The sequence below is a fragment of the Marivirga sp. genome (assembly GCF_051117495.1).
Classification (GTDB): domain Bacteria; phylum Bacteroidota; class Bacteroidia; order Cytophagales; family Cyclobacteriaceae; genus Marivirga.
Map to the genome: position 1 here is coordinate 76290 of NZ_JBNPEF010000026.1, position 22686 is coordinate 98975.

Sequence of the window (22686 nt, forward strand, 5' to 3'; positions counted from 1 at the left end):
GGAGTTAAGAACTAACAAAAAGAAAAAATAGTGGATACGCTTAGTTACAAAACCATCTCGGCAAACAAAGCAACAGTTGAAAAGAACTGGGTTGTAGTTGATGCTGCAGGAAAAGTATTAGGTAGATTTGCCAGCGATGTAGCCAAAATTCTTCGCGGTAAAAACAAACCAAATTATACGCCCAATGTTGATTGTGGTGATAACGTAATTGTTATCAATGCAGATAAAATCATAATGACTGGAAAGAAGTGGGATGATAGAGTTTACCAGCACTACACAGGATATCCTGGTGGTCAGCGTGAAACTACTCCTCGTCAGTTAAAAGCAAAATCTTCTACTTTACTAGTAGAAAGAGCTGTTAGAGGCATGTTGCCGAAAAATAGATTGGGCAGAGACTTGTTCAGAAACCTTTACGTATATGAAGGAGCTGAGCATGGTCATGAAGCACAAAAACCTAAAGTTAAAGAAATCTAAAAAATCAATAGATGGAAATTATAAACACCATTGGTAGAAGAAAAACATCTGTTGCTAGATTGTACATGCAGTCGGGCAAAGGTGCTATTACCGTTAATTCAAAAGACGTTAAGGATTATTTCCCAACTGAAATTCTTCAAGCTATCGTTAATCAACCATTTGCTACAACAAAAACTGAAGGTTCATTCGACCTAAAAGTAAATGTTGATGGTGGTGGAGTTGCAGGACAAGCTGAAGCTGTTCGTTTGGCTATCTCTCGTGCACTTTGTGAACTTGACCCTGAGCACAGACCTGCATTGAAAGCAGAAGGATTTCTTACCAGAGACCCAAGAATGGTTGAACGTAAGAAATACGGACGAAGAAAAGCAAGAAGAGCATTTCAGTTCTCTAAACGTTAATTTTTACTTAATAACAAATAAATTTAAAAACTTATGGCTAAGCTTGAGTACAACGACTTACTTGAAGCTGGTGTCCATTTCGGACACTTAACAAGAAAGTGGGATCCAAAAATGGCTCCTTACATTTTTATGGAGCGTAATGGCATCCATATCATTGACTTGAACAAAACATTGGCTGCTTTAGACGAAGCATGTCATGCAATCAAAAATCATGTTCGTTCTGGCAAAAAAGTTCTTTTTGTAGCTACAAAAAAACAAGCACAGGACATCGTAATGGAAGAGGCTAAAAGATTAAATATGCCTTATGTGGTAGATAGATGGCAAGGTGGTATGATGACCAACTTCGCTACTATCAGAAAGTCATTGAAAAAATTGGCTAACATTGATAAGATGCAAAAAGAAGAATCATATCTTAATCTTGCAAAAAGAGAAAGGTTGATGATTCAGCGTGAGAAAGAAAAGATGGAAAGAGTTTTAGGCGGTATTGCTGACTTAAACAGAATTCCTTCTGCACTTTTTGTAATTGATATCAAAAGAGAGCACATCGCAATCAAAGAAGCTCAGAAATTAAATATCCCTGTCTTTGCTATGGTGGATACTAATTCTGACCCAACTCAAGTTGATTATCCAATTCCTGCCAATGATGACGCATGGAAATCAATCAGCTTAATCTTAAAATCTTTCGGTAAAGCAATAGAAGAAGGCTTAATGGAAAGAAAACAAGAGAAAGACGATGCTAAAATGAAACAAGCTGAGGAAGAGAAAAAAGCAGTAGATGCCAAAGAGGAATCGAAAAAGGAGGAATCTAAAAAAGAAGAGACTTCTGATAAATCTGCTGAATAAATTTTCAAATGAACAATATTGAATAAATATGCAATTGAACATCGAACTCGTTTTGGTGTTCAATTTTTTATTCTAACCCATTCTAACATATACTATTAAAACTAAAATCAAATAAGCATGGCTATTACAGCACAAGAAGTAAAAAAGCTTAGAGAAATAACAGGTGCCGGCATGATGGATTGCAAAAAGGCATTGACTGAAGCTGATGGTGATTTTGACAAAGCCATTGAGTTTTTAAGAAAAAAAGGTCAGAAATTATCTGAAAAAAGAGCGGATAGAGAAACTACAGAAGGTAATGTATTCATCAAAACCAATGATGATCAAACTCAGGCATTCTTGATTTCTTTAACCTGTGAAACTGACTTCGTTTCTAAAAATGAAGACTTCCAGAAATTTGGTCAAGAAATCATAGAGAAAGTAGCGGCTGAAAAACCAGCTGACCTAGAAGCTTTGAAATCTTTGCCTTATGAAGATATCACCATAGGTGAAAAAGTTATTGAAATGGTAGGTAAAATCGGTGAAAAAATCGAAATCAGCCACTATGAGACTTTAACAGGTGAAAAAGTTGTGTCTTATGTACACGCTGGTGCTAAACTAGGTGTTTTGGTTGCATTGAAAAATACAGGTGGTGTTGATGTTACGGATGCTGGTAGAGATGTAGCAATGCAAATTGCTGCGATGAACCCTGTTGCCGTTGATAAAGATGGAGTTGACGCTACCACAATCGAAAAAGAAATCGAAATAGGAAAGGAAACCGCTCGCCAGGAAGGTAAGCCGGAAGAAATGTTGGAGAAAATTGCTACTGGTAAATTGAACAAATTCTTCAAAGAACATACTTTGTTGAGCCAAGCATTTGTTAAGGACAACAAAACTTCTATTGCTCAATACTTAGATTCAGTTAACAAAGGAATGACCGTTACTGAATTCAAAAGAGTAGCGATTGGATAAAATAGATTTTAGAATCTAGATTTAAGATTCAAGACAATAGATAAAGCCTTTGGATGATATATTCAAAGGCTTTTTTTTAAAGATGAATTCTGAAAATACTGTAATTATAGGCCTTATCAACTACTCCCTTTTGAAGATTTTTTCACCTTCAAATTTAAGTGAGACATCAGGAGCTTTCTAGCAAAAGTTTGCGCAAAAACACCCAAATCGAAGGGATTTCTTCACTTATTTCAGAAGCTTTTCTACCGTGTCTGCTGGAATAGACCTCAAATCCTCCTCAGTATCGATATCAGTTAATTCCTCCAATAAAGAATATTGCAAATTCAGTTTATTGAAATCTTGAATTGTATCGGTAGCAACGCTTTCAGTACTCCATTTTTTACCAGCAAAAAGCTCAGGGATCAACCGGTTCATGCCCAGTAGATAATACCCTCCGTCATTACTTGGCCCTAATACTGCATCTTGAGTTTTCAGGCTTTCAAAGGCTTGCTCTATAATTTCTGCATCTAAAGCGTAGCAATCACTACCAATAATACAAACTGATTCGTACCCGCTCTCAAAAGCATCTTCAAAAGCAGATTTCATTTTAATTCCCAAATCAGGGGAAGGATTCTGAAGAAACTTATAAAAAGGCGGATGAATTGACCATATATCATTTTGATCTATGAAAGAAGAATAATAAATGGCTTTATCTACATTTATTTGCTCGGTGACTTCTTTTGTTCGCACCAACATATTTTTATAAAATCTCAATGCTTTTTCATCTCCAATAGTGGCTGCTAACCTGGTTTTGCATTTGCCTAATTCGGGATTTTTAACAAAAATGATCAGTAAATTATTGTTAATCATAAATTTTTATTCCTTTTCCTGTCTCTAACCATTTGCCCCATCGCTTATTGTAGGTATGTACGCTATCAGTGATCTCTCCATTCTGATTTACCACATCCATGTCTTCATTTTTCCATTGGAAGATACCGCCATACATATTACTTACATTTTTAAAACCGGCTTCCTTTAACTCCTCCCCTATTTTCTCGCTTCTGTATCCTACTGAACAGTAAACGATTATTTCCTTGTCCTTGGGTATGTTATTAACTTGAGCAATGTTAAATCGGTCATAATCAATAAATTGGGCATTTGGTAGATGGCTTACGCTGTATTCTTTTGCGGACCGTGTATCCAAAATCACTACATCCTCTTCATTAAGCTTTTTTTTCACTTCTTGAGGTTGAACAAGTGGAACTGTATTTTTATAAAGTGATTGAAGCTTTTGGTCATAAGTCTGCTGACCACAAGCCACTAAGGATTGTAGAAATGATAATAACATGATATTGAGCCATATTTTAAGCATAAAGTTGTCTGTTAGTTTTAATTTTGTTGATAAGTTCAAATACGATAAAAATCATCAAAGAGATGTATTCCACTACCACTATCCCTAAATGTTCTTGGAATCCTAATTGATTATAACCCCAATAAGTAAAGAATTGATTATAACCCCAATAAGTAAAGAATACCAAGAAACTCCATAAAACAGGAAATTTATAATGACTTAATATTCCCAAGACCAATATTGGCAAAACATACCAAGGATGAACCGTAGTAGCAAAAAGAAAATATATCATATAAGTCCATAACATTCTTTCAGGTAGTTTCATCTTTGAAGATGCCAAAATATTGAATATTACCATTCCAGAAAATGCAATAATTCCCATTAGGGGACCAGCTGTTCCAATAATATTATAGCCCTTAACTGTAAAACCAATTTCTCGAACTAAATAATACAAGCTTGCATTAAATTCGAAATTCTGAAAATAGAGAGAAGTACTGGTAGATATTCCTTTCAGTGCATCTGAAAATAAAAATGGTAAAAAAGTGATAGCTGCCACTAAACATGCTAATAGAATAAACTTGATGTATTGCTTTAAATTCAGCTTTCTAAAAAAGCTTGCAAGCAATAAGAGTGGTAGGAGCTTGAAGCTAATAGCCAAGCCTAATGCCAATGCACTTTTACTGGATCGGTTTTTTTCAAATTCATAAATTGCCCATAGTAGAAAGAGAATCACAAAGGCTTCAAAATGCAGATTTCCACTTAATTCTAAAATCACTAAAGGATTGAATGCATAAAGAATCAAAAGTTTTGGATCTTTCCTATATTGTTTTAAAACTTTGGTCAATAAAATTAATGAACCTATTTCAGCCAAAATGATAAATAATCGAATGGTAATAATGCCCAAAGTGGTATTTTCAAAAACTGCCCCAACCGCAAAAATCAGTTGATTAAGTGGCGGGTAAATACTATAATAATTGGGAGAGTTAAGTTGAGCATATAATTCAGCGCTTAAAATATTCTGCCTTGCTAATTCAGAAGGTAAAAAAGCATAAGCATCAATTCCTTCCCACCATAATTTACCATCCCAAAGAAAACGATATACATCCTCTGATAAATTAGGAGTTAATAGCAGCAAAAGTAGCCTAAAAAGAATTCCTAAGGCAATAAGTTCTTTTATTGAGAAATGCTTTTTTTGATTAGCTAAAAACAGATAAAGTACGAAAAGCACTATATATTGTACAATCAAATGAAAGCTTTCGTATCGGAAAGTAAAATAACTGATATTAATGAGCAATACACCCATTAACAGTAATCCAATATACTTACCTAAAAATTTCAACTTATTTGATTTGTGGTTTCACCGAATGGTAAAATACCATTAAAAATCCCAGCATCAACATCAGATGGAAAATAATTAAGCCATAATCACCCAATTGAATACCCAAAAATATAGCAAAAGCAAAATATACGGCCAATAGTATTTCTAATATGCTCAGCCAGCTAAATTGCAATTTGATGTATTGGTTATCTTTCCAGCTTTTATTTTTGTCTGAAATATTAAATTTCGGAGTACGTATAAAAGCAGATTTAAATCCCAGTAAACCTTCTGCCACTGCTAGGGCATTATGCAATGATAAACCCATTGAAACGGTAATAAAAAGCGGAAAAGTTTTAAAGAAATATTTACCGTACTTTTTTCCTTTCATTAAGTGTTTATTAGCTACCCAATAGAAAATGGCGATCGAGAAAAAGCCTAATAAAAATACACTTCCAATTTGAAATAATAGTGCCAATTCAGGATGAATACTCTTTATCCAAAGCATAGGAACGCTAAGCAAAGCAGTTATTAAAATGGCAATAAAAATGGAGCTATTGAATAGATGAAAAAAGGCATGCAGTTTATTGGAAAAGCCAATAGGCGCGCTCAACACTTTAAAGAAGTTCTTCCTTGCTGTTTCTGCACCTCCTTTATTCCATCTGAACTGCTGAGATTTAATAGCGGGCATGATGATGGGTAATTCTGCAGGAGATTCTACATCTTCTCTGTATAAGAATTCCCAACCTTTCAATTGCGAACGATAGCTTAGATCCAAATCCTCTGTCAAAGTATCTGCCGACCAACCGCCTGCATCTTCTATTGTCTTTTTACGCCAAACTCCACCCGTTCCATTAAAATTAATAAAAGAGCCTGCAGTATTTCGACCGACTTGTTCTACTGTGAAATGCGCATCCAAGCCAAAAGCCTGTAAACGAGTCAAGAGCGAGTAATCCTTATTGACATGTCCCCATCTGGTTTGCACTACTCCTACTTTTTCATTCTGGAAATGAGGAATAGTAGCTTTCAAGAAGTGAGCTTGGGGAAGAAAATCAGCATCAAAAATGGCAATGAATTCGGCATCTGTTATTTCCATACCATATTTTAAGGCACCAGCTTTAAAATCGACTCTTTCAGGCCTTCTGATCAATTCAATATTCTTTCCTAATCCCTTCCATTGATCTACCTTGTCTTGTAACATTGCAGTAGTCTCATCTGTGGAATCGTCCAATAACTGAATTTCCAATTTATCATTGGGGTAATCTAAATTGCAAACAGCATCCACCAATCTATTTACTACATATTTTTCATTAAAAATAGGCAACTGAACACAAACTTTAGGGTATGCCCCATCCATTGGAGGTGTTTTTACGACCTGACCCTTCAGTTTCTTTTTAGCTTTTAAATAGTGATAGGTCAAGTGTAATTGTCCTAAGCTAAAAAAGAAAATAAACAATAAGCTAAGCCCATAAAGTACGATAATAATCCACTCCCAAGTCATGCTCATAAATATTTAAAAATCGTATATAATATTTTATATCCTGCCATTACAGTTCCGTAAACTGTGCCTGAAACCTTAGATTTTCCTATTCGGTTCCTATAAGCCATGGGCACTTCAGTGCATTTTAATTTTAATTTAGCCGCTTTCACCTGCATTTCTACCGTCCAACCAAAAGTTTTGTCCAGCATCTCAATCTGCATCAAACTATCCCAACGAATAGCTCTGAATGGGCCTAAATCAGTGAATTTATAGCCGTAAAATAGCCTGATCAACCTAGTAGCCAACCAATTGCCAAAAACTTGAGGAAAAGTCATGCTACCTCCTTCTCTTTCTCCTAAAGCTCGTGAGCCAATTACCATATCCATTTGATCTTCTAAAATAGGTTTTACCAACTCAGGTAATTGCTCAGGATAATCGGAATAATCAGCATCCAAAAAAACAATGATATTAGGCTTTGTATTTTTTTCATTTACATATTCAATCCCTTTTAAACATGCATTGCCGTACCCCTTTTGAGGTTGATCCAAAACAGTAGCCCCTTCCCTTTCAGCAGCTATTCGGGTGTCATCTGTTGAAGCATTGTTTACTACCACAATTTCCTCCACCCAATCCTTTGGAATGGCATTTATCACCTTCCCAACAGCATTTTCTTCATTAAAGGCCGGAATAATTACTACTATTTTTGAATCCATCTGTTTAATTAGACTGCAAAAGTACGAATTCGCTACTGTTAATATGTCTCAGGATAGACAAAATTCTATAATAAAGTGGAAAAAATGTCAGTCTATAAATTTGAATCTTGCCAATATGGCTCAGCCATTTAAACATTTTTGATTGGAACAGGTTTTGATGTTGATACATCGATTATTAAAATTCAGAACAACCATGAATTTACTTAAAAATAAAGACGTATTAAGAAGCTTATTATTTCAAGGTGACCAATTGAATACATTGGCTGGAGGTGTAGCAAAAATCGATTTCAATATTGAAAATCAACCTGATGGGTTTTTGATAGTAGTGAATGCTCCTGGTATTGAGGCTGAACAACTTAAGGTAATATCAGATCAAAGTTCACTTCAAGTATTTGCTACTTTGAACCACCCTGCTGAAAATCATGGTGTGATGATTCCGCTTTTTTATAGAAAAGTGCAATTGCCAGCTTTTGCCAATACAGATGAAGTAGATGCCGTTCACCATGATAATAGATTGGAAATATTTGTACCTATAGGAAAAAATAGCGCAAGCAGCAAAAAGGAAATAAATATCAAACAAATATAAACCTGCGTGTAGATAAACTTATCTGCATTGAATTACTTGAAAAATCGAAATCCTCTTCTTGAATCCGAAGAGGATTTTTTACTTACAATGTCTAAATCCGATAATTCAAATCGGGGATTCTATTCAGTCCTTCTATCAACTCATTGCTTGGATTAACTTTATATTTTCTATTGCATGTATTGCTTTAAATTGGTTCCCATAGCAATAGCTTTAAAATCTTTATCATGATGATAAAGATAAACACCAGAATTTATAGCATAGGCAGTAATCAAACAATCATAACTTTTTCTGACCGTTATTCCTGCTTTTCTTAAATTAAAATATATTTCAGCTGCTTCTTGTGAAATTAGAAAAGGGTCAATTCTTAGTTTCACCAATCCATACAATAAATCTCTTAATTTATTAAAATCTTTTTTGTGTTTTACAGCTTGTAGAATTTCTTGATATATTGGAGGGCAAATACAAACTTTATCTTCTTTGAGCAACTCAAGTACTTTGCTTTTGATTTTCAAATCAGCACCATTAAGAAAAATAATCCAAATGCTTGTGTCAATTAGCACCATTTCAGTCCGCTCTCATTTCATCCAAATCGCCCTCCCAAGTTACTTTACCAGCCAAAGCAGCTAATTCATCTCTCTTGATCTTTTTTAAGTAATTTTCTAATGCCTTTTGAACTGCAGCTTTTTTAGTCCTGATTTTTCCCCTTTGCATAATCTCATCAATCAAAGTAGCCTCAATTTCAATATTAGTTCTCATTTTATTGCATTTTTTACACCAAAATAACGAATTATATACACAAAAAATTCAAACTTCACCAAAATTTTAAACTTTAGGAAAGTTGAGTTGGAAAATCCATCAAGTCAAAATCCGATAATTCAAATCAGGGATTCTATTGAGCCCTTCAATCAATTCATTGCTCGGATTTACTTTATATTTTCTGCTTTTAGTCTCTACTTTATAGCCATTAACTTTGTCTTGTAATTCAAGCATCACTTCACATTCTCCTTTAAAAGTCTGACACAGATTATCCAATTCTACAATTAAATCTTCGGTAATGGCATTCAAATCTATACTGATGGCTAAACTCTTAGTGCGTTTATCTCTTAATTCTGATAAAAGCTCTACTTTGCTTATTTTAAACTCAAGCGCTTGGTCTCCCCATGGTTTTTTGCCCACTCTCCCAGAAACAAAAATAAACCAGCCGTTTTCATAAAATTGCTTATTAGCTAAATAATCATCTCCAAACATAAAGAAAGTGAAAGAACCACCATAATCTTCCAAGGTTAAAGTACCAAAAGGTTTACCTGTTTTGGTTTGCCTGTGGGCTACTGAAGTAACAATCCCTCCTACCTTCACTTCATTTTTGGAAGCCAAACTTTCCAGATCATTCAGCTCAGAAACTTGCGTATTACAGAAGCTTTCCATTTCGAATTTATATTCATCCAAAGGATGACCTGAAATGAAAAGACCTACTACCTCCTTTTCAATATTCAACTTCTCCAATTCGGAATAAGGTTCCATTTCAGCTACCCTAGGAGGTGGAATGGCCACTCCCCCTTCACCACCAAACAAAGAAGTCTGCGCACTATCCTTTTCATGTTGCAACTTTTGAGCGTACTTAATGATTTTCTCAATCAGTGTACCCTCTCCATTATCAGAAGTTAAAAATTGCTTTCTATGATATTCCTTAAAGCAATCAAATCCACCTGCCATCGCTAAGGCTTCAAATGTTTTTTTATTGACGCTTTTCAAAGGGATTCTTTCAGCAAAATCAAAAATGTCCTTGTACTGTCCATTGGCTTTCCGTTCTTCAATTATACTTTCGACAGCGGCCGAACCAGCGCCTTTTATGGCGGCCAAACCAAATCGGATTTGACCATTTTCATTTACTGTAAAACCTGGATTTGATTCATTCACATCTGGCCCCAACACTTCTATACCCGCACGTTTACATTCCTCCATAAAGAAAGTTACATCCGTGATTTGGCCCATATTATTGCTCAACACAGAAGCCATATATTCAGCAGGGTAATGAGCCTTTAAATAAGTAGTTTGATAGGCAACCCAAGCATAACAAGTGGAGTGAGATTTATTAAATGCATAAGCGGCAAAAGCTTCCCAATCCTTCCAAATCTTCTCTAAAACATCTTTAGAATGTCCTTTTTCAGCTCCTTGATTAATAAATTTTGGCTTCAATTCTTCAAGCAAGGCAAAGATTTTCTTACCCATTGCTTTTCGTAAAACATCTGCCTCACCTTTGGTAAATCCTGCTAACTTCTGCGAAAGCAACATCACCTGCTCCTGATAAACCGTAATACCATAGGTTTCTTTCAAATATTCCTCCATTTCCGGAAGGTCATAGCTGATTTCCTCCAAGCCATTTTTACGCTTAACGAAATTAGGAATATACTCCAAAGGCCCTGGACGGTAAAGGGCATTCATGGCAATTAAATCTGAAAATTCAGTGGGTTTTAATTCCCTTAAATATTTCTGCATTCCAGGGGATTCGTATTGGAAAATCCCAACTGTCTCCCCCCTTTGGAAGAGTTCATAAGTTTTTTGGTCATCTATCGGAAAAGCATCAGGATCCAATTTCACCCCATGTCTTTCCTCCACAATCCTAACTGCATCTTTGATAAGTGTAAGGGTTTTCAAACCCAAGAAATCCATCTTTAAGAGTCCGGCATTTTCCACCACTGCATTATCAAATTGCGTGCAGTACATATCCGAATCCTTGGCCAAAGCAACCGGAACGAATTTGGTAATATCATCAGGTGTGATAATAACGCCACAGGCATGGATGCCTGTATTTCTTACCGAACCTTCCAAGACCCTAGCTTGATTAATTACTTTAGCGGAAGCATCATTAGCTTTAGCTAGATTCAATAATTCTTCGGCTTTACCTATAGCTTCTCCGTTATTTTTAAGTTTAGCCGAAAGTTTCTTTTTATCAGATGCTAAATCAAAAAGTGCCTTTAATTTGATATCCGGGACTAATTTAGCAATTCTATCTGCATCCATTAATGGTAATTCCATTACTCTGGCTGTGTCACGAATGGCAGATTTTGCTGCCATAGTACCATAAGTGGTAATTTGTGCTACCTGATTTGCGCCATATTTTTCAATCACATAATCGATTACTTTCTGTCTTCCATGATCGTCAAAATCAATATCAATATCGGGCAATGATACCCTGTCTGGATTTAGGAAACGCTCAAATAGCAAATCATACTTAATTGGGTCAATATTGGTAATTCCAATGCAATAGGCTACAGCAGAACCTGCGGCAGAACCCCTGCCCGGACCAACAGAAACACCCATTTCCCTTGCTGCCGTGGTGAAATCCTGCACAATCAAGAAATATCCAGGATAACCTGTTCTTTCAATGGTTTCTAGTTCGAAATCCAATCGTTCTTTGATTTCATCAGTGATTTCAGGATATCGTTTTTTCGCACCTTCATAAGTTATATGACGCAAATAGGCATTTTCCCCCCTATTGCCTCCGTCCTCTGCATCTTTTGGGTCGATAAATTCATTCGGAATATCATATTTCGGCAAAAGAACATCACGAGCTAATTCAAATCCTTCAATTTTTTCTGCAATTTCTGCTGTACAAGCTATTGCTTCAGGATAATCAGCAAAAAGCTTTTTCATTTCATCCGGAGTCTTGATGTAGAATTCGTCATTAGGTAAACCAAAACGGTATTCTCGTCCTCTTTTACCTACATATTTTTTAGGCTTTCCTTGCTCTCCCGTTGTCTCTCCATCTTTTACGCAAAGTAGAATATCCTGAGCTTCGGCATCTTCTTTATTAGTGTAATAAGTATTATTGGCGGCAAAATATTTTACATCATACTTTTTGGCAAATTTTAATAATACCTCATTTACCTTTTGCTCTTCCGGAATACCATGTTGATTTAATTCTATATAAAAATCATCCCCAAATTGTTCTTTCCACCACACAAATGCTTCTTCAGCTTGGCTTTCACCAGCATTTAGAATTAAAAAGGGAACTTCTCCCCACAAACCACCGGTAGTCGCTATGATATTTTCTTTGTACTGAACCAAAACCTCCCTATCAATACGAGGGACATAATAAAAACCTTCAACAAAAGCGATAGAAGAGAGCTTTGCCAAATTATGGTAACCTGCTTTATTCTTAGCTAATAAGACTGTTTGAAAACCGTCATCCTTATTCTTTTTATTATTTCTATCCTGTGTAAGAAAATATTCGCAACCTACAATGGGTTTGACTCCTGTCTTGTTGGCCGCAGTCACAAAATTGTAAGCCCCCATCATATTGCCGTGGTCAGTCATAGCAATAGCCGGCATTCCCAATTCTTTCGCCTTATTAAGCATGGAAGGTATTTCCGTGGTTGATTGCAAAATGGAAAATTGGGTATGACAATGCAAATGGATAAATGAAGTATCCGATAATTCTGATATGTCTGCATTCTTGGCTTGCTTTAAGGCATCAGCAGCTGCTTTTTCTTCATTCTTGGAGCTGGTAGCAAAATTTGCCACATCCAGTTTAGGCGGTTCGTATTGGATGGCTTCAATCGGGGTTTCGCCCAATGGTTTCACTACATTTTCCGAAATCAGACCGAAGAAACATTTAGCAGTGGCATCCACATCATAAGCCGCATCATGGGCATCTGCAAAATCTTGACCAAATAATTTTTTATGAAGCTCAGTTAAGGTAGGCCATTTGTACTGTCCTCCTCTTCCACCGGGAATTTTACAGAAATTAGTACCTTCATCCTTGGTATCGATTATAGGCTTTTCAGTTAATGTTTCCGCTGACAATTCTTTTCTTAGCATTTCGGCTCCCATAATGGAAATATCAAAACTGATATTATGACCGACCACCACATCGGTTTTTTCCAAAATGGTTTTGAATACTTCCAAAACTTCAATTAGTGGCTTACCTTCTTTTTGTGCTCTTTCGGTAGAAATTCCATGCACTTTTTCCGCATTATAAGGAATATCATATCCTTCTGGCTTGATAATGTGGTTCTGCGCATCCAAAAGCTCCCCATTGGCTCCGTGCAATTGCCATGCAATCTGCACACAACGTGGCCAATTATCAGCATCGCTTAAAGGAGCATTGTAATTTTTAGGTAAACCAGTGGTTTCGGTATCGTATATTAAGTACATAAAATTCTTACTGAGAAGGTGGTGTAATTCAGAGTTTGAAATTAGCGAAAGACGCTAAGAATGGAAAGACAAAAAATGGAAAAAATTTTGAAATTACGAGCTACTAAGCCTTGTAGTTATTTTTAGGTTACCAGCTTCGCTTAATGGTGAATCTATACTTCAATATTATATTCCTTTCTATCTTTCCTTAGATTCCATGCACTGGGCTCTTGCCATTAATCTAAAACAAGCTAAAAGTGCTCAATTGATCAATAAAGTGCATAATAACACCTGGCCAAATGGCTACAGTTATTATGATACCATACAAAGCACCAAATAAGTGAGCATCATGGTTCACATTATCACCTTGTCTTTTGCCTTGGTAGTAGGAATAAATAATATAAATCGCCCCAAAAATAAAGCCTGGTAAGCATAATAATCCATACAAACACAAATCGGTCATAGGGTTGAATAGAATACTGCTGAAAACAACTGCCGAAACTGCGCCCGATGCTCCCAAAGCATTATAATTCGGGTTTTCCTTATGTTTAATCAGGCTAGGAATATCAGAAATTACAATGGCTGATAAATAAAGCCCAACATACAGCAAAGTACCATAATTGGTCAGTTGATTAAAATAATACTCCACTGCATCTCCAAAGAAATACAAGGTCAGCATATTGAAAATTAAATGCACATAATCAGCATGCAAAAACCCCGAGGTTATTAGTCTGTAATATTGCTTTCTGTACACAACCTGATAAGGATTAAACATCCATGCATACATCCGAGAAGGATTACTAAAAGCTGGAATACTAATAATACAGGTAACTATGATGATGATTAAGGTAGTACTCATTATTGTTCTCTATTGATTAGATAGTTGAAAAAATCTTTAATGATGGCTTTCTTTTCAGCTGGCGCATCTATATCTTCCAAATTTTTAAAAGCTTTTTCAAAATATTCATTCATTTTAATTTCAGTCAGCTTTTTAATATTAAGTTGATCATAAATACTCTTGACTGCAGTTACTTTTTCTTCTTTATTAAAATCTTGAGCTTTAAGCCACTGATTGAGCTCCAAGGAATTTTTACCTGTAGCCAATTCTTTGGCTTTAATTAACAAATAAGTTTTTTTATTGGCAATGATATCTCCTCCTACTTGCTTACCGAATTTATCTTGGTCAGCATAAACATCCAGCAAATCATCCATCAATTGAAAACCAATTCCAGCATTGACACCCATTTGATAAAGCAAAGCTTGATCGGCTTCATTGTCCATAGCCAGAATACCTCCATATTCAAGACTGAAGCCTAAAAGCACGGCAGTTTTCAATCGTATCATTTCAATATAATCATCCTCATGCACCGTTTCCTGTTCTTCAAAATTCATGTCAATCTGCTGTCCTTCGCAAACTTCAATAGCGCACTGGTTAAATTTTTGTAATATTTCAGTCAATTTTGCTGTAGGTGCATATTGGATAATTTGTTGATAGGCTTTTACCAGCATCACATCTCCAGAAAGAATTGCCACAGGGTTATTCCATTTTTCATGCACCGTTTGCTTTCCTCTTCTTAATGGTGCATTGTCCATGATATCATCATGCATTAAAGTGAAATTATGAAAGATCTCAACCGCCAATGAAGCCGGTATTACTTCCGTTAGATCATCCTTATACAATTGATAAGATAACAGACTTAAAAGAGGACGCATCCTCTTTCCGCCCAGTGACATAATATATCTAATTGGCTCGTAAAGTTCTTGAGGCTTGTCTCCAAAATTTTCTTTTTCAATAGCAGAGTTAATGGAAACTATATATTCTTTGATGGATTGATTCATTGAGCAATAAAATTAAAAGCTTAAAGATATGGGAATAAAAAGGGATATAAAAAGTAAATTTTATAGGTGGGAAATAATTAATACTGAACCTATTTATTCTCAATTTCTATTAAACATGTCAGCTTTACTTACATTATCCTTTTAGTTTCCGGTCGGTGTGCCACCGTTCGCAGTACAATCCATGGTTTGTGGCACACCAACCATTTAAATCTTGATTGATAACCTGACAGGTTTAACTTCCTTCACCATGCTTACATATTTTCAATCAAACCACTGCAAATTTTGCTTATTTCCTCTATTGATTTCTTTAAGAAGAAAAGACTTAAAAGGGAAACTAAAATAATTAATAGAATATATTGATAACTCAATTAGAAATATCAATGGAAACTTTTAGGAGTGACGTTGCGATTCAATTTTTTCAAACTTACCTTTGTCATTCAATTCCACATGAGGAATTAAATCTGCCTAAAATCAGTTTAAATACATTTTTTTTAAATATTGTTCATGTAAAATTATCAGAAAATTAATTCGTGTACTAACAACTTCAAATGTATTTTACCGTTGGCAGAAATAGAGATAAAAGAGTTTATAAATAGTTTTTTTAAACCATAATTAAAATAATAGAATATGTCATTAGTAGGAAAAAAAGCACCAGTATTTAAGTCAGGAGCAGTAATTAATGGAGAAGAAATCGTAGAAGAATTTTCTTTGGAGCAGTACATTGGTCAGAAAGACGTGATGTTCTTCTTTTACCCAAAAGATTTCACTTTCGTTTGCCCAACTGAGATATTGGCTTTCCAAGAAAAATTAGCTGAGTTCGAAAAAAGAGGTGTAGCGGTAATCGGTGCATCAACTGATACTGAAGAAACTCATTTAGCTTGGTTATTAACTCCGCAAGAAGAAGGTGGTATCGAAGGCGTTACTTATCCATTGGTTGCAGATGCTTCTAAAACTATTGCCAATAACTTTGGCGTTTTAGCAGGTGACTGGAATTACAATGAAGAAGGTGAATTAATCTTCGAAGGAACTCCAGTAGCTTTTAGAGGAACTTTCTTGATCGATAAAGAAGGAATCGTTCGTCATGAAACCATCAATGATTTACCATTAGGTAGAAATATCGATGAGATGTTAAGAGTAGTTGATGCATGGCAACATGTTGAGAAATTCGGTGAAGTTTGCCCTGCTAACTGGGAAGAAGGAAAAGAAGCTATGGAAGAATCAAGAGAAAGCGTTTCTTCTTACTTAGCTAAAAATAAAAAATAATTTCAATTGATTTAGTAGTTTAAATCCTGCTCGGGAAACTGAGCAGGATTTTTTTTTGTTTTATGGAAAACCGGTCTGACTACCGTCTTACCTTGAAGTGCTGCTTAGATCAGACGGTAGTCAGACCGAATAAAAATTAAAGCAACACAAAATCCAGAATCTATCAACCAAGATTCTATCTGCAATAAAAAAAGAAAGCTCATCCGAACTTTCCTTTTCTTATTGACCAGTCTGACCCTTAGTGCTGTCCTATTGAACTACCAATTTCTGATTACAATTAAACTGAGCTATTAGACGGTTTTGAACCGTAAAACCGCCCTGAATATTTTGGGTTTGTAACTCAGATTTTGTTCATTTCATGTTTAACAAAACTCCTTTTCTTATTGGCCGGTCTGACTTCGGTGCTGACCTAATGACCTGCTAAATCCAGATCAGAGCTTATTCATTTCCTGTTTGACAAAACTCATCAATTCACTAATATTGTTTTTGCTGAAATCAAATTTAATATCAGCTGCTTCATACACCTCAGGGATTGAACGGGTATAGCCCATTTTCAAGGCTTTCATATAGGATTCTAATCCTTTTTTTGGATTTGTTTTATAGTTTTTCCAAACAGCCACTGCACCTAATTGCGCCATTCCATATTCTATATAATAAAATGGCACTTCATATAAATGCAACTGCTTCTGCCACAAATTATCCTTGAATTTCTCCAAACTTGACCAATCGGTTATGGAATCAGAAAAATCATCTAAAATATCATTCCAAGCTTTGGTTCTTTCTTCTACTGTATGTTCAGGATTTTCATATATCCAATGTTGAAATTTATCGATAGTAGCCACCCAGGGCAAGGTCTCAATAATGCCTTGTAAATGCTCTGTTTTGGCTCTTTTTAAATCCTCCTCATTATTAAAAAACACATCCCAATAATCTAGCGTGATCAATTCCATACTCATGGAAGCCAATTCCGCTACTTCTGAAGGCGGGTTTTTAAAATCAGTCAACTCCAAACCGTTCATAAGGAAAGAATGCACTGCATGCCCTCCTTCATGCAAAAGTGTTACCATATCACGCAAAGTGGAAGTGGCATTCATAAAGATGAAAGGAACTCCGGTTTCAGAAAGTGGATAATTATAACCACCTGGTGATTTTCCCTTTCGGGAATCCAAATCCATATGTTTCATTTCCACCATTTTGGTCAAGCAATCACCTAAAAATGGATCTAATTCATTGAATACTTGAATGGTCTTCTGCGTTAAATCATCCGCTCCACTAAATGGCTTTAAAGCTTCTTTTCCGGAAATATCCACCGCCTTATCCCACGGACGTAAAGTATCCAATTCCAATTTTTCTTTGCGCTCTTTGGCAATATCGTTCAGTAAAGGAACAACCTCGGATTTCACTGATTCATGAAAATCGAAGCAATCTTGGGGGGTATAGTCAAAGCGCCCCATAGAAGCGAACATATAATCTCTAAAATTATCAAAACCTGCATTTTTCGCCACTTCGGTCCTTAATTTTACGAGTTCTGTAAATAAATCATCCAGCTTTTCTTTATCCGCTAATCTCCTAGATGAAATTTTATGATAAATCTCCTCTCTTAGTTTTCTGTCTGTTGACTGTAATTTTACCGCTGCTTGCTGTAAGGTTAATTCCTTTCCATCATGCTCAATATCCATGGCACCGGAAATTGCTCCATATTTTTGAGAAAGACTGGAGATTTCCGTTTCCAATGGTATATTTTCCTCTCTAAATATTTTCACATCTTTCTCCATCTCACGGATCATAATGTTATAACCTTCTTTTTCCCTTATGGCTGATAAATATGGAGAAGCCAAAGCTTTTCTATTCAGTTTATCACTGTATGGAGCAATATGAGGTTGAATATTGCGAACGAAATCTTCAAATGAAGCAGCTAATTTTTCGTCACTGGTATCGCAAGTCATTTTGATATAGCGCCAAGCCATATCTTCCGAAACCACCGCTTCCAATTCACTTAGATTGCCAAACCAATTGATCAATTCTTCATCAGAATTGATATCTTGATTTAATAATTTTTCAAAATAAGGTTTTAATTTTTCCCAATCTTTTACTTTAAAATCCTTGGGTAAAAATTGTCTTTCTTTTATCTCGAATTCCATGATTAGTATTTAAATGATTTTAATAGATCACTTTTATGTATCTTTTTTTTAATAACTCTACTTTGTCAGTTTTACTCCACTTATTCATCAAGGCTTTCGGTCGGTGTGCCACCGACCGAGGTAGATATAATGGTTGGTGGCACGCCAAACTTTTAAACCTGGCAGAAAAACTTTGGGGTTTTCAATTCATTAGAATGCCTGTATTAGGATTTATCTTATTTTGAAGCAAATGAAACCCTCAAGGTTAAAAAAAAAGAGGACAAATTGCCCTCTTCCTATTTTACTTAAATAAAACTTTAAAGTTTTAGCCAATTTCAATTTTCACATCAGCTGATGTAGGATGGCCTACACAATTTAAAACGAATCCTTCTTCTTTTTCAGCATCAGATAAACCTTCATCTTCATCCATATGAACAGTTCCCGATAATAGTTTACCTCTGCAGGCAGTGCATAAACCACTTTGACAGGAGAATGGTAAATCAATATCCATATCCAAGGCTGTTTCCAAAATGGTTTTATCAGCAGGCACAGGAAATTTATATTCATCTCCGTCAAAAAGAATAGTGACTTCGTATTCATCTCCTTGGGTTTCTTCCCCACTCTTCTTTTCCGCTTTATCAATAGTACCTTGAACGAAACTTTCTTTAAATACATTGGCTTTATCTACACCAAAGTTCTCAAGATATTGCTCAACATTCTTCATCATTCCTTCAGGACCACACATTAAATATTGCGTTTTATCATTTCCCCAATTAGGAATTCTGTCCAATATTTTCTTCAACATTTCTTCATTCAAAAGACCGGATTCCCCTTGCCAGTTGATGGGTGCATCATCCAATACGTGAATAACATGCATTCTACCTTCATAAGTATCTTCTAATTCATCAAATTCCTTTTTGAAGATAACAGACTCCAAATTTCTATTGGCATAAATCAAAGAGATGATACTGTCAGGCTCAGCATGTAGAATCGATTTAGAAATCCCCATCATAGGCGTGATGCCACTACCCCCTGCAAACATTATTAAGTGACGCTTTTTATTGGCATCCACCGTGGTAGTGAAATTACCCATTGGTTCCAGAACTTGAAGCTTGTCACCTGCCTTTAAATTATCATTGAGGTGATTGGACATTTTACCATTCTCCACTCTTTTGACGGTAACGGCAGGATATTCATCCACTAAAGGAGAAGTACATAAAGAATAAGCTCTTCTTACACTTTCTCCATCAATATCAGTAATTAGTGTTAAGAATTGTCCTGCAGTGTAGGAAATTTCCCATTCCGGCTTTTCAAATTCAATTACAATAGCATCAGCTGTTGCATTGATTACCTGTCGAACTGTTAATTCTTTATATCGGTTAGATTTTTTTTCTTCTTTATTTTCTTTCTTTTTGAAAAAATTAAATGCCATGCTTTTTAAATTTTTATTTGAGATAACTCAATATTTCCTTAATAGTTAAGCAAAATTAACAAGCTTTGACAATTTTCGCTCATTAATTACAAAAATGCTTGCAAAATCATACTATTTAATAAACTTTCCCTTTTAACTTATAGTTACGATATTAATAAAAAATGAAAATAATATTATGGCAAGACCCAATATAAAACTTATAAAAGCTATTAGAACCGCTGCTAAAAAGATTCAAGAGGGCACTCATTACCAATGGGGCCATATGGGCGGTTGCAACTGCGGTCATTTAGCACAAGAACTTACCCCTTATAGCAAAAGAGAAATTCATGAATATGCCATGAGAAAATCTGGCGACTGGACTGACCAAGTAGAGGATTACTGTAGCACCAGCGCTATGCCAATGGACGAAATCATTTCCAGTATGATGGATTCAGGCTTGGAAAGAGCGGATATGATCGATCTTGAAAGATTGAAAAACCAAGAAGTGAGAAGGTTTATGGGTGAAAGAGGTGAAAAACTATATCACAACAGCAAAGAGGATGTAGTGGATTATATGAAAGCTTGGGCTGATTTACTTGAGGAAAAATTGCTAGCTGATATTAAGTTACCTGAAAATATAGAGCGTTTTGCCACAGTTGACAATTGATAAATTAAGTCTTCAACTTAATCAGTTGACAAAAAGTAGTAACCAATAATGAAAAAAGGTTTGAGAAAATCAGACCTTTTTTCATTTTAAAATATTAGCAGTATGGAATAATTAATTTACCTACTCATTTTGTTCTATGCGTCATACCTGCGAAGGCAGGTATCTTTTCTTATTGAAACTCTGTTTCAATATATAATGCTAAATTGATATTTTAATCAGAGATTAAAATCAATAGATTCCCACCTGCGTGGGAATGACGCACAGAAGAAAAGCTTTAAAACTTATTTCTCATATACCAGTTTCCCATCAAAAATAGTCATTGCTACATTAGCATTAAGAATTTCATTCTCAGGGACAGTCATAATATCCTTATCAAAAATCGTGAAATCGGCTAGTTTGCCCACTTCTATAGAACCTTTGATATCTTCCTCAAAAGCACCATAAGCTGCATCTAGCGTATAAGACCTTAAAGCTTGTTCTCGGGTCATTTTTTGTTCTGGTTCATATCCGCCTTCAGGCGTTCCTTCTAAGGTTTTGCGACTTACGCTGGCATAAAAAGAGGCCAATGGATCAATTGGTTCAACCGGCACGTCTGTTCCATTCACAATCGGCACACCTGATTGTAATAATGCCTGCCACATATAAGCCCCTTCTTTAATTCTCTTCTCTCCTAATCTATCAATAGCCCAAGGTCTATCGGATGACATGTGCACAGCTTGCATAGCTGGAATCACACCCAGTTCAGCAAATCTTGGAATATCATCTGGATGTAAATGCTGTGCATGTTCAATTCTGAACCTGTGGTTTTCAGTTTGATCAGCATTTTCTTTCATGGCTTTTTCATAGCGATCCAAGATTTCTTGATTTGCTCTATCTCCTATTGCATGCGAACAAACTTGAAATCCCGTTTTCAATGCCTTATTAGAAGTAGTATAAACAAAACTCATTGGCAAAGTTTCATGTCCGAAATGACCAGGTTGGTCGGTATATTCTTCCAAAAGCCAAGCACCTCTTGAACCTAAGGCTCCATCACAGTTTAATTTTATTGATCGGATAGTCAAAAGGTGATCTTGGTCCACTTCAATTCCTTTTCCATACCATTCTTCCAATAGCTCTTTATCCCAGCCCGTTAACATGGCATACATTCTCACATCCAATTTGCCATCGGCTTTCATATCACGATAAAGCTGAATATTTTCTCTGCCAATCCCAGCATCGTGAAAACTAGTAATTCCATTTCTATGGCTAGCTTTCACCGCTAATTCAAATGCTTTTTGGTCTTTTTCGGGCGTGCTTTCCGGGATATGCTGGGTGATTAAAGTCATGGCCCTTTCATTGAAAACACCTGTTGGGTTTCCATTTTCATCTCTAAAAATCTCTCCTCCCTCAACATCTAGGTTAGCCATACTTTCTTTAGATAAAGGCAAGACTCCGGCAATCTGCATCGCTTTCTCATTAGCCATACCAGCATGTCCGCTGGCATGTCTTAAATAAACCGGATTATTGGGTGAAATTTCACTTATTGCATGGTGCAATGGAAAACCATTGATGGTATTTTCCGGCATTTTATTCCATTTACTTTGGTGCCATCCTCGGCCTGTAATCCATTGGCCAGGCTCAGCTGCATCCACTGCTTCTTTTACTTTTTGAATTACTTCATCATAGCTTTTGGTCTGCAACAAATCAACATTCAATTCATTGTAGCCCAATCCCATAAAATGACCATGACCTTCGATAAAACCAGGTGTCATGGTTTTCCCTACTAAATCAATTTCCTTAGTGTTCTCTGATAAATATTTCTCCACTTCTGCCTCACTTCCAGCAAAAAGGATTTTATTATCTTTAACCGCTACAGCCTCAACATTTGGTTGATTATCATTAACTGTATAGATGGTTCCTCCTTTTATAATAAGGTCGGCTGATTCTTGCTGATTCTGGCAACTCAGAAATCCTGATATTGCTAAAATGCTTAGTAAAATTTTTATTTTCATTATATCTCGATTTAAATTTCTTATGAAAGTAATTGTAAAAAGTTTGAAAAACAATTTAGATTATTTGAGCGGGAAACCATTGCCATATTTATTATATAAAAAGGTATAGCAATTATACCATTCAAATTACAACACAAAAATGCAGAATATTTTGCACGCCCGATATTGTAAG

Annotated in this window: 20 protein-coding genes; 7 read left to right on the forward strand and 13 right to left on the reverse strand. The window is 35.7% G+C overall.

The genetic code is table 11. From position 1 onward, the window contains the following. Positions 1-30 precede the first annotated feature (30 nt). The 4 genes from rplM (at position 31) to tsf (ending at position 2663) form a co-directional block, all read left to right on the forward strand. On the forward strand, positions 31-474 hold the full coding sequence (gene rplM / locus ACFE0M_RS13765) for a 50S ribosomal protein L13 (RefSeq protein ID WP_434546355.1): 444 nt from the start codon (positions 31-33) through the stop codon (positions 472-474). An 11-nt stretch (positions 475-485) separates the two neighbouring features. Continuing rightward, positions 486-872 carry a 30S ribosomal protein S9 gene (gene rpsI, locus ACFE0M_RS13770; RefSeq protein ID WP_434546356.1) on the forward strand — a complete coding sequence of 129 codons (387 nt, stop codon included), beginning with the start codon at positions 486-488 and terminating at the stop codon, positions 870-872. 33 nt (positions 873-905) lie between these two features. Next, complete coding sequence (rpsB, locus tag ACFE0M_RS13775) at positions 906-1715, forward strand: 30S ribosomal protein S2 (protein ID WP_434546357.1); 810 nt, start codon at positions 906-908, stop codon at positions 1713-1715. A gap of 117 nt (positions 1716-1832) precedes the next feature. Continuing rightward, positions 1833-2663: a translation elongation factor Ts gene (tsf, locus tag ACFE0M_RS13780; RefSeq protein ID WP_434546358.1), complete on the forward strand. Its 831-nt coding sequence runs from the start codon at positions 1833-1835 to the stop codon at positions 2661-2663. Positions 2664-2888: 225 nt separating this feature from the next. Here the strand turns inward: tsf and ACFE0M_RS13785 are convergent, their stop codons facing one another. Genes ACFE0M_RS13785 through ACFE0M_RS13805 form a run of 5 tightly spaced genes read right to left on the reverse strand, consistent with a single transcriptional unit; the run spans position 2889 to position 7501 of the window. Next, complete coding sequence (locus tag ACFE0M_RS13785; RefSeq protein WP_434546359.1) at positions 2889-3512, reverse strand: TIGR04282 family arsenosugar biosynthesis glycosyltransferase; 624 nt, start codon at positions 3510-3512, stop codon at positions 2889-2891. Beyond that, complete coding sequence (locus ACFE0M_RS13790) at positions 3505-4014, reverse strand: rhodanese-like domain-containing protein (RefSeq protein WP_434546360.1); 510 nt, start codon at positions 4012-4014, stop codon at positions 3505-3507. Before ACFE0M_RS13790 ends, ACFE0M_RS13785 begins: the two co-directional genes overlap by 8 nt. Continuing rightward, positions 4007-5332: a hypothetical protein gene (locus ACFE0M_RS13795; protein WP_434546361.1), complete on the reverse strand. Its 1326-nt coding sequence runs from the start codon at positions 5330-5332 to the stop codon at positions 4007-4009. The genes ACFE0M_RS13790 and ACFE0M_RS13795 overlap by 8 nt, the downstream gene beginning before the upstream one ends. Position 5333: 1 nt before the next feature. After that, entirely contained in the window at positions 5334-6809 is a 1476-nt protein-coding gene (locus ACFE0M_RS13800) for a cellulose synthase family protein (RefSeq protein WP_434546362.1), read from the reverse strand. 2 nt (positions 6810-6811) lie between these two features. Further along, on the reverse strand, positions 6812-7501 hold the full coding sequence (locus ACFE0M_RS13805) for a glycosyltransferase family 2 protein (protein ID WP_434546363.1): 690 nt from the start codon (positions 7499-7501) through the stop codon (positions 6812-6814). A gap of 193 nt (positions 7502-7694) precedes the next feature. On the opposite strand from ACFE0M_RS13805, the gene ACFE0M_RS13810 reads away from it, so the two are divergent. Further along, positions 7695-8087: an Hsp20/alpha crystallin family protein gene (locus tag ACFE0M_RS13810; RefSeq protein WP_434546364.1), complete on the forward strand. Its 393-nt coding sequence runs from the start codon at positions 7695-7697 to the stop codon at positions 8085-8087. 167 nt (positions 8088-8254) lie between these two features. On the opposite strand, the gene vapC is transcribed toward ACFE0M_RS13810, so the two are convergent. From vapC to ACFE0M_RS13835, 5 genes are all read right to left on the reverse strand, one after another. Beyond that, complete coding sequence (gene vapC, locus ACFE0M_RS13815) at positions 8255-8650, reverse strand: type II toxin-antitoxin system VapC family toxin (RefSeq protein WP_434546365.1); 396 nt, start codon at positions 8648-8650, stop codon at positions 8255-8257. 1 nt (position 8651) lies between these two features. Next, positions 8652-8843, reverse strand: coding sequence for a type II toxin-antitoxin system VapB family antitoxin (locus ACFE0M_RS13820; protein ID WP_434546366.1), 192 nt, complete (start codon positions 8841-8843; stop codon positions 8652-8654). Between the two features lie 99 nt (positions 8844-8942). Continuing rightward, a complete protein-coding gene (dnaE, locus tag ACFE0M_RS13825) occupies positions 8943-13244 on the reverse strand; it encodes a DNA polymerase III subunit alpha (protein ID WP_434546367.1) in 4302 nt (1433 codons plus the stop codon). 220 nt (positions 13245-13464) lie between these two features. Further along, positions 13465-14082, reverse strand: a complete 618-nt coding sequence (locus ACFE0M_RS13830; RefSeq protein WP_434546368.1) for a rhomboid family intramembrane serine protease — start codon at positions 14080-14082, stop codon at positions 13465-13467. Beyond that, the gene (locus tag ACFE0M_RS13835) at positions 14082-15062 is read right to left on the reverse strand and encodes a polyprenyl synthetase family protein (protein WP_434546369.1); all 981 of its coding nucleotides are present in this window, start codon (positions 15060-15062) and stop codon (positions 14082-14084) included. Before ACFE0M_RS13835 ends, ACFE0M_RS13830 begins: the two co-directional genes overlap by 1 nt. Before the next feature lie 627 nt (positions 15063-15689). Here ACFE0M_RS13835 and ACFE0M_RS13840 point away from each other — a divergent pair. After that, positions 15690-16325 (forward strand): peroxiredoxin, encoded by a 636-nt coding sequence (locus ACFE0M_RS13840; RefSeq protein WP_434546370.1) that lies wholly within the window; start codon positions 15690-15692, stop codon positions 16323-16325. A gap of 431 nt (positions 16326-16756) precedes the next feature. On the opposite strand, the gene ACFE0M_RS13845 is transcribed toward ACFE0M_RS13840, so the two are convergent. Both ACFE0M_RS13845 and ACFE0M_RS13850 read right to left on the reverse strand, forming a co-directional pair. After that, on the reverse strand, positions 16757-18466 hold the full coding sequence (locus ACFE0M_RS13845) for a M3 family oligoendopeptidase (protein WP_434546371.1): 1710 nt from the start codon (positions 18464-18466) through the stop codon (positions 16757-16759). A gap of 304 nt (positions 18467-18770) precedes the next feature. After that, the gene (locus ACFE0M_RS13850; protein WP_434546372.1) at positions 18771-19877 is read right to left on the reverse strand and encodes a 2Fe-2S iron-sulfur cluster-binding protein; all 1107 of its coding nucleotides are present in this window, start codon (positions 19875-19877) and stop codon (positions 18771-18773) included. Positions 19878-20052: 175 nt separating this feature from the next. On the opposite strand from ACFE0M_RS13850, the gene ACFE0M_RS13855 reads away from it, so the two are divergent. Further along, the gene (locus ACFE0M_RS13855) at positions 20053-20523 is read left to right on the forward strand and encodes a hypothetical protein (RefSeq protein WP_434546373.1); all 471 of its coding nucleotides are present in this window, start codon (positions 20053-20055) and stop codon (positions 20521-20523) included. 281 nt (positions 20524-20804) lie between these two features. Here the strand turns inward: ACFE0M_RS13855 and ACFE0M_RS13860 are convergent, their stop codons facing one another. Beyond that, positions 20805-22514, reverse strand: a complete 1710-nt coding sequence (locus ACFE0M_RS13860; protein WP_434546374.1) for an amidohydrolase — start codon at positions 22512-22514, stop codon at positions 20805-20807. Between the last annotated feature and the right edge of the window lie 172 nt (positions 22515-22686).

What these genes read in the sequence shown, in the direction of transcription:
- ACFE0M_RS13850 (WP_434546372.1), bottom strand. Translation starts at nt 19,877, where the DNA reads ATGGCATTTAATTTTTTCAAAAAGAAAGAAAATAAAGAAGAAAAAAAA.
- ACFE0M_RS13845 (WP_434546371.1), bottom strand. Translation starts at nt 18,466, where the DNA reads ATGGAATTCGAGATAAAAGAAAGACAATTTTTACCCAAGGATTTTAAA.
- rpsI (WP_434546356.1), top strand. Translation starts at nt 486, where the DNA reads ATGGAAATTATAAACACCATTGGTAGAAGAAAAACATCTGTTGCTAGA.
- rpsB (WP_434546357.1), top strand. Translation starts at nt 906, where the DNA reads ATGGCTAAGCTTGAGTACAACGACTTACTTGAAGCTGGTGTCCATTTC.
- dnaE (WP_434546367.1), bottom strand. Translation starts at nt 13,244, where the DNA reads ATGTACTTAATATACGATACCGAAACCACTGGTTTACCTAAAAATTAC.
- ACFE0M_RS13800 (WP_434546362.1), bottom strand. Translation starts at nt 6,809, where the DNA reads ATGACTTGGGAGTGGATTATTATCGTACTTTATGGGCTTAGCTTATTG.
- ACFE0M_RS13860 (WP_434546374.1), bottom strand. Translation starts at nt 22,514, where the DNA reads ATGAAAATAAAAATTTTACTAAGCATTTTAGCAATATCAGGATTTCTG.
- ACFE0M_RS13855 (WP_434546373.1), top strand. Translation starts at nt 20,053, where the DNA reads ATGGCAAGACCCAATATAAAACTTATAAAAGCTATTAGAACCGCTGCT.
- ACFE0M_RS13820 (WP_434546366.1), bottom strand. Translation starts at nt 8,843, where the DNA reads ATGAGAACTAATATTGAAATTGAGGCTACTTTGATTGATGAGATTATG.
- ACFE0M_RS13805 (WP_434546363.1), bottom strand. Translation starts at nt 7,501, where the DNA reads ATGGATTCAAAAATAGTAGTAATTATTCCGGCCTTTAATGAAGAAAAT.
- ACFE0M_RS13810 (WP_434546364.1), top strand. Translation starts at nt 7,695, where the DNA reads ATGAATTTACTTAAAAATAAAGACGTATTAAGAAGCTTATTATTTCAA.
- ACFE0M_RS13835 (WP_434546369.1), bottom strand. Translation starts at nt 15,062, where the DNA reads ATGAATCAATCCATCAAAGAATATATAGTTTCCATTAACTCTGCTATT.
- ACFE0M_RS13790 (WP_434546360.1), bottom strand. Translation starts at nt 4,014, where the DNA reads ATGCTTAAAATATGGCTCAATATCATGTTATTATCATTTCTACAATCC.
- ACFE0M_RS13830 (WP_434546368.1), bottom strand. Translation starts at nt 14,082, where the DNA reads ATGAGTACTACCTTAATCATCATCATAGTTACCTGTATTATTAGTATT.
- ACFE0M_RS13840 (WP_434546370.1), top strand. Translation starts at nt 15,690, where the DNA reads ATGTCATTAGTAGGAAAAAAAGCACCAGTATTTAAGTCAGGAGCAGTA.
- ACFE0M_RS13785 (WP_434546359.1), bottom strand. Translation starts at nt 3,512, where the DNA reads ATGATTAACAATAATTTACTGATCATTTTTGTTAAAAATCCCGAATTA.
- vapC (WP_434546365.1), bottom strand. Translation starts at nt 8,650, where the DNA reads ATGGTGCTAATTGACACAAGCATTTGGATTATTTTTCTTAATGGTGCT.
- tsf (WP_434546358.1), top strand. Translation starts at nt 1,833, where the DNA reads ATGGCTATTACAGCACAAGAAGTAAAAAAGCTTAGAGAAATAACAGGT.